The sequence below is a fragment of the Mycobacterium sp. genome (assembly GCF_036488105.1).
GTDB lineage: Bacteria > Actinomycetota > Actinomycetes > Mycobacteriales > Mycobacteriaceae > Mycobacterium.
Genome location: NZ_DASXHW010000257.1, coordinates 1 through 6,552 on the forward strand (window position 1 = coordinate 1; position 6,552 = coordinate 6,552).

The 6,552-nt window shown below is 68.7% G+C and carries 8 protein-coding genes; 2 read left to right on the forward strand and 6 right to left on the reverse strand.

From position 1 onward, the window contains the following. From VGH54_RS13370 to VGH54_RS13385, 4 genes are all read right to left on the reverse strand, one after another. Window positions 1-1,133, reverse strand: a 1,133-nt coding sequence (locus VGH54_RS13370; protein ID WP_331512493.1) for a hypothetical protein, incomplete at its 3' end; no start/stop codon positions are given. 3 nt (window positions 1,134-1,136) lie between these two features. Continuing rightward, window positions 1,137-2,123: a hypothetical protein gene (locus VGH54_RS13375; protein WP_331512494.1), complete on the reverse strand. Its 987-nt coding sequence runs from the start codon at window positions 2,121-2,123 to the stop codon at window positions 1,137-1,139. Between the two features lie 295 nt (window positions 2,124-2,418). Continuing rightward, the gene (locus VGH54_RS13380) at window positions 2,419-2,967 is read right to left on the reverse strand and encodes a hypothetical protein (protein WP_331512495.1); all 549 of its coding nucleotides are present in this window, start codon (window positions 2,965-2,967) and stop codon (window positions 2,419-2,421) included. 149 nt (window positions 2,968-3,116) lie between these two features. After that, window positions 3,117-3,287: an Arc family DNA-binding protein gene (locus VGH54_RS13385; RefSeq protein ID WP_331512496.1), complete on the reverse strand. Its 171-nt coding sequence runs from the start codon at window positions 3,285-3,287 to the stop codon at window positions 3,117-3,119. A gap of 90 nt (window positions 3,288-3,377) precedes the next feature. Between VGH54_RS13385 and VGH54_RS13390 the strand changes: the two genes are divergently transcribed. Beyond that, on the forward strand, window positions 3,378-3,632 hold the full coding sequence (locus tag VGH54_RS13390; RefSeq protein ID WP_331512497.1) for a hypothetical protein: 255 nt from the start codon (window positions 3,378-3,380) through the stop codon (window positions 3,630-3,632). Further along, a complete protein-coding gene (locus VGH54_RS13395) occupies window positions 3,622-4,008 on the forward strand; it encodes a hypothetical protein (protein WP_331512498.1) in 387 nt (128 codons plus the stop codon). The genes VGH54_RS13390 and VGH54_RS13395 overlap by 11 nt, the downstream gene beginning before the upstream one ends. On the opposite strand, the gene VGH54_RS13400 is transcribed toward VGH54_RS13395, so the two are convergent. Next, complete coding sequence (locus VGH54_RS13400) at window positions 4,005-4,211, reverse strand: hypothetical protein (protein WP_331512499.1); 207 nt, start codon at window positions 4,209-4,211, stop codon at window positions 4,005-4,007. The two genes, VGH54_RS13395 and VGH54_RS13400, sit on opposite strands and share 4 nt — an antisense overlap. Further along, the coding region (locus VGH54_RS13405; protein ID WP_331512500.1) for a hypothetical protein at window positions 4,201-6,552 on the reverse strand (2,352 nt) is incomplete at its 5' end. The genes VGH54_RS13400 and VGH54_RS13405, both read right to left, overlap by 11 nt.

A 6,552-nucleotide genomic window follows, 5' to 3' on the forward strand; every position in this document is an offset into this window, starting at 1 on the left:
AGGGGACGCGCCAGTTCGGTGATATAGGGAGGCACCCCGGAGTCGGCGAGGCGCCGCTTCTCCGCCTGGTAGTCCTCCTCGCGCAGCCGCGCCGTCACCACGGCCAGCTCACGGGCGGTCTCTTCCTGCCGCGCGTTGGCCAGGTCGATCGCAAACTGGGCCTCAGCGGTCAGTCCTGCTCCCACGGGCTCCCCCTCCGGCATGTTCGGCCGGAAGGCGGGCGCCTCGGCTTCAGGTGCGGTCTCGGCGTTGAACTCGGCCTCAAGGGCGGCAAGCTCCTCGTCCGTCATGGCGTTGATCTGCGCGACGAGGTCATCGCCCTCGTCCTCGGTGCCGTCTTCGCCTTCGTCCTCGGCGTCCGGGGCGACCATCGCGTTCACCTCGTCGGGGGTGAGCACCACGCCCCCCGCCGCGAGGGCGTCAAGCTGGTCGTCGGGCAGGTCGAGGAGCTTCGAGAGCTTCGCCTTCTGCTTTTCGGTGAAGTTGCCGAGTCCGGGCACGGCGTCCGTCCCTTCCGGGTCAGTGCCGGCGTCGCCGCTGGCGGTGTCTTCCTGCTTGGCTGCCTTGGCGGCCTTCTTCGCGGCCTTGCGGTCGGCCTTCGGCTGCTCGCCGGTGAAGGACTCGGCGGACAGGTCAAGGACCGTGTCCGCCTCCGGGTTGGCGGCCTCGATCGCCTGCCACGCGCCCAGGCCGGGAATCCGCGGGTCGAGGGTGCCGAGAACGTGCTGGATCGCGGCCGGGAAGTGCTTGCCGTCGGAGCGGGCGTAGTCCTCGACGATCCGGGCGCTGATGCCCAGCTTCGGGTTCTCGGTCAGCACCTGCTCGCCCGCCGGGGTGACTTCCGCGGTGACGTACAGGCCGTCGTCGGTGAGTTCCATGCCGGTGACGTGGCCGCGGGTCCGCTCCGGGTTATTGGTGTGCGCGTTGTCGTCGGTGGCGAGCTGGAACGGCACGTCGTCGTAGGCGCCGGACTTGAACGACTGCACCAGGCGGCCGAGGTAGTCCCTGGTGAAGTGGAGCATCCGGCCCTTGTACTCAACTTCGCCGATCGGCAGTACCTTCTTGCGCCACAGCCGGTTGCCTAGCTCCACCGCCTCGGCGGATGTGAACGGGGTAAGGACGAGGCCGGTCATCGGTCAGGCCGCGGCCTTCTTGGTGAACTTCTCCGAGTTCTTCGCGAACGCCAGCGCCCGCGCCTGCGGGAAGCCCTTGGCGAGCAGCTTCTTGTAGATGGCCTGCCCCTTCGGGGACAAGCCGTTCGCGTCGGTGCCGCCGTCTCCGTCGTCTGCGCTGTCGCTGCCCGCGCTGGCCGCCGTGGTCATGCGCGGGCCGTCACTCGTTCCGACGGTCGGCGTGGCGAACCCGGCCGACCGCATCGCCGGAATCCCGTACTCGGCCATCAGCGGGGTCTGCTGCGGCTCAGGCTGGAGCGGCGGGGTCTGCGGCCGGACGGCGCCCTTGATCGCCCCGTTCCACGTCCCCACCGCCTCCATCAACGCCGTGCGCTGGTGGTCGCGGGGGGTGAGGTCACGGCCGTTGATCTTCGCGACCCACTTGCCGTCGTCGGTCCTGCGCATGTGCGCGATCTCCGCGCCGCCGTTGCGGTGCCGCAGGACCGCGGTGCCGTCCGGCTGCCGCTTCACGAGGACGTCCATCGGTCCCTGGATGGGGCGGCGGACGGTTCCCGTGGCGAGTTCGACGGCGCTGCGGGTGTCGCCTGCGAGGGCGTGGGCGGCGTTTCCCTTGACGGTCAGCGGGACGCCGTCACGGACAGAGCCGGTACCGGGGGCGGGGGTGCGGAGGTCTTCGGGCTTGGGCTGGAGGCTCGCGCCGTTCGCGCCGAAGCTGTCCGCCGGGCCGGAGTAGTCGCACTCGGGGCAGACAAGCGTCTGGCCCTGGTCGTCCTTCGTGGTGACCGCGAGGTAAAGGCCGGCGTCGGCGTTCGCGAGGGACTTGCCGGCCGACAGCTTGGCCATCCCGCCGGCGCTGTACTTCTTGCGGCCGATGTAAGCGGCCAGGGCGTCGGGGTTGCTCGCGCCGCGCTTGGCGAGGGCACCAGACAGCTTCTTGAAGCGCGCGCCGCTGCCGAGCTTGGGCGCGGCCAGGTCAAGGGACGCCGACAACGGTTCCTTCCTGTCAGCGCGCCACGCTTAGAGGACAGACTAGCGCCTTGCACTTGCAGATGCACGGAGCAAATGCACGTGCAAACGGTAGAGTTTGCAGGCGAGGCCGGGCACGTCAGCGCGCCGCTAACAGTGCCCGGCCTCTCACGTGCCCGGAATGTCCGTTGTGCAATGAGTGCACTCGCGCCTAAGCCAAATCAGAGGTGCCTCCCCTTGACGTGTGCACTGGTTGCACTGCCGAGTGCACTGGGTGCACAAATGACCTGCGCGAGTTGACAAGATTCCGCCGAGGGGACTACGACTCGGTGTCAACGACCTCCCCCTCCGGGCAGGAGGACGAGTCCGGAGGACGACAGAACTCAGCGGCAAGGTTGTACGAGTGCCGCCGCCCGATGCCGATCCCCTGCGCGAACCTCGCGAAGTCCCCGTACTTCTCGGGGAACGCGTCGCCTCTGGCCTCGGCGAGGATGAGCCGCATCCGCGCAGGGTCAAGGCCGGGCCAGCTAAGGATCAGGTCGACCGCTTCCCTCAGTGCCGCCGCCGCCATCGGGTCGGGCGCGGCCGGGGCGCTGAGCGCGTAGGAGCCGAGGCAGGCAGGGCGGACGCCGAGCGAGAGAAGCGCCGAGCGGATCGCGCCCTTGTCGCACCTGCACCTGCGGCACGCGCACGCCCAGATGCTCCGGTAGTGGGTCCGGTCGGGCTGGGAGATGCGGAAGCCGCCGTGATTGCAGGACGGGCATGCGGCTTCCCAGTCGGTGCCGTCCCGTTGGACGCCGGACAGGCGCGCGGCCACGTGCTCGGCGCGGCACTGCTGCGGGGTCGCATGGCAGCCCATCAGCAGCACGCGCGGGGGTATTGAGGGCACGCCAAGCGCGCCCTACTACCATTGGGCAATGTCGAGGCCTTCCAAGATAAGGCTGAGACGAGTGCCTCGGGGGGTGTTAGCCGCACCCTCCGAGGACCCATGGCGCTATTAAGCTTTCGCCTGGTATTTTACCGCGTTTCGCCAGCTTGTTCGGGGTTCTGCCCCTTCTCTCGCGCCGGTTCCATTTCCCGCAGCCGCCAGATGATCTCCGCGTGCAGCGACCGGACGTTGCGCTCTGCCGCCGCCTTCAGTTGCTTGTGCAACTCGTCGGGGAGCCGCAGCGAAATCTGCTTAACCATGGCATGAGGGTAGCATCACTTTGCCGCTAGCATCATAATGATGCTACACTTAGGAGTGTCGGGAGGATGGTCCTCCCGGGAGGGGCGGCCATGACGGTCCAACTGCAAAATACGAGCGCACTGGGAATGTTCCGGTTCGGCTGGCGCAGTCGGCACGGTAGCGCTGAGCACTCGATCCAGTGGGGCGACGGCATGGGAAACCCGCTGGCCTTCCAGGGGACGGCGGCAACCGAGGTACGCGACCCCGAGCGATTCGGCTTCAAGCGGCCCGTGACGGTCAAGAACTTTAAGGCGTTCGTTCAGTGCTTCGCAGAAGCGTTCGAGGAAGAACACGATGATGACTGACGCCGCGCTGCCGAAGGGCGGCGCGAGCACGGCGTACCCGGACGGTGCTTACGTTCCGCACCGGCACGAAGATGGTCCCGTGGTCACGGTCAGGTTTGCTGACGGCGGGCAGGCTGACTTCCGCGCCGGAAGCGACTGGCCGCGCAACGCACGGGTGCGGTACCGCGGGCTTGAGGTTCACGAACTACGGGTCGACGTCGACGTGGACGTGAACCCCGACGGGAGGGTCTGGGCGTCGTCCATCTGGAAGACCGACGTGGCGGGCATCGACGGCGGGAACGAAGTGCCCCAGAAGGTGCGGGATTCCGTGGAGGCGCTATGCCGGAAGCGGGCACGGGAGGCCCGGCAGTCCATGCGGACGGTAACGCGAGGCTAGAGGGCATCTGCGATCCGGGCCAGCGTCGTCCCCGCGTCCTGCACCTCGCGCAGCGCCTGCGCCTTGCCCGGGTCGTCCAGCAGCGGACGGGCGAGGTCATTCACCTTCCCCTGTGCCGCCTTGGCCCGGTCGGCGGGATTTTCCTGTACCCACCGCAGGATCTCGTAGGCGCGCTTTCCTTCCGGGGTCAGGTCAATGCTCACGGTCGTATTGTCGCACGACCGCCATGGCGGACTTCCACGGCGAGGCCTCCGCCCCGGCCGGGTCTTTCGCCCACTGCCGCTGAATCCGGGTCTCTAGTGCCGCGAGCGGAGCACCCTGGAACTTGTCCGGGTCAACGCCGGCCGCACGGATCACCTGCCTGGCCATCGCGGGCACCTTCCCGCCGACGCCTTCCCTGTTGATCTCATCAGCCAGTTCCCGCACCCGCTGCGATTTCGGGCCTTTGCGCTCAGCCTTCGCCGCGTCGAGCACCCACTGCTGCGCAGCGGCGGTCTGCCACCCGTAGTGGCCCCACGCCTCGCCCTTGGCGATCCGGTCCGGGTCGCGGAGATGCTCGGCGTACTCGGCGACGGTGGCACGCCTGACCTTGCTCGGCGTGAGGTTCAGCTCGCCCATCGCCTGCCAGATCCCGCCCTTGAGGCCATCGTCTTTCGCGGCGAGGTGCGCCTTAGACAGGTGCTCGATCACGGAGCCGACATCGGGCGATGCCTTGCCCATCTCCCTCGCGGCCATCCGCAACTGAAGCTCAGCGGATGCGCTCGTCGCCTCGTTCGCCTGCGCGGCCAGTTTCGCGATCTCGTCCTTCCGTGCCGCCAGGTCCGTCTTGTCGAATTCCTCCCGGGGACGCCCGGCGGAGGTGACGGACATCATGCCGGTCTCCTGGTCGCCGACGCCCATCTGTGTCAGGAACTCCGGTGCGTGGTGCACGGCGCCGAGCTCGGTGAACCCTTCCTCGATCGCGGCGTTCTGCGGGTCCTGGTAGGCACCCTTGTGCATCTCATGGGTCTGCGGCGCGGACGGGAGGGTGTCCCGGCCTGCGGCAGTGAGCCGCCATGAGTGCACGGGTGGCGTGGACTGCCCGGTCTCGGGGTTGTAGGTACTGCTCGTGGTCGGCGACCGGGCGAGGAGGCCGCGGCTGGCGAGGTCGTCGATCGTGTCCTGCGAGATGCCAGTGTCGCGCTCGCGGGCATCGGCGAGGGTGTGCAGCGTCGGGGTTGCCCCGCCTGTCGGGTTGCCCTTGTCCATGTGACTGAACGCGGATAGCGCCGTCCGGTGCCCCGCGGGGAGCGCCTTCCACTCCGCTGACTCACCGCCGGCGGGGACGGTGCCGTGGATCAGTTCGTGCAAGACATCGATGTGCGGCATGAAGGCGGTTACCGGATCGGTTACCTTCACGCCCTTGGTGTTCTCGGTGAGCCGTTCGGCGAGCTCCCTCTGGAACCCCATGGTCCCGTCCCAGCCCATGTACGCGGCCACAGCCGGCCTGTCCTTGGCGTTGAACAGGGCGACCTTGCCGTTCCAGTCGCTACGGCCGCCGCCGAGCATCCCCGGGACGACGGCGTGCGCCTGTGCCGCGAAATTCTTCACGGCAGTCTCAGCCTCATCGGTCAGGTCCGACTCGGGGGCGGCACGCTGTAGGCCGGAGGCGCGGCTGGCGGACTCCTGGTGCCATCTGTCCGGTACCTTGCCGTGGAAGTGGGACTTCGCGGCGACCGGGGTCAGGGGAACCCACGGGTGCCGCCAGTCGAATGGCGTTCCGGGAATGTGGTGCCCGTGGCCATCCCCCGTCAGGAGGAACTGCCCGGTAATCGTCCCGCTAGGGACTTTTGGGCGCACCGCCAGGCGATCCTGCCCGCTCACCGCCTCCGCGTTCGCCAACTGGGCCGTGATCGTCCCGCCGTCAGCCTTGGCGTACCTGGCGTGCTGCTTCCCGCCGCCGTCCTCGGCTGGCGACTCAGCCGCGCCCAGCCCGGCTAGCCACTTCGCCTCGCCGGGGTAGTTGTCCGCGAGGTGCTGCCGGAGCTTCCCCGCGTGCTCAGCCGCCCCGCCGAGGTGCTTCTCCGCGTGGTCGGCGTTGAAGCTCCACTCGTCGTCCGGCGTGTCCTCTGTAATCGCCTTGGCGTGCTCACTGGCATGGGCTAGCTCGTGGAGGCTGGTTTCGAGCAAATGGGCCGTGGTCGCGCTCTTGGCGTCGTCGCTGACCGCCTTGGCGAGCCCCACCGCGTCCTTCACCGCCTCCAGTTCCCCGGCCTCGTCCGGGTAGTGGTCACGCAGGTTCGCCGCGAGGTCGTGCCCGGCCCTCAGAGCTGCTTCCAGGTGCCCGGCGAGGAGAGAGGCGTGGTACTTCCTCAGGTCCCCTGTAGCGTCCCGTGCGGCCTTCATCCGCTGCGAGGCATGGGTGAGCTTGTGCCCGATCTCGTTCACCCGGTGGGCGGTGAACAGGGATACCGCGGCGGGGTCGGCGGGGACGGGAAGTCCAGGCGGCTCCATCGCCTCCGGGTCCACGGTCGGCGAGGAGGCGAGGCCGATCGCCTGGCCGAT

What these genes read in the sequence shown, in the direction of transcription:
- VGH54_RS13395 (WP_331512498.1), top strand. Translation starts at nt 3,622, where the DNA reads ATGATGACTGACGCCGCGCTGCCGAAGGGCGGCGCGAGCACGGCGTAC.
- VGH54_RS13385 (WP_331512496.1), bottom strand. Translation starts at nt 3,287, where the DNA reads ATGGTTAAGCAGATTTCGCTGCGGCTCCCCGACGAGTTGCACAAGCAA.
- VGH54_RS13390 (WP_331512497.1), top strand. Translation starts at nt 3,378, where the DNA reads ATGACGGTCCAACTGCAAAATACGAGCGCACTGGGAATGTTCCGGTTC.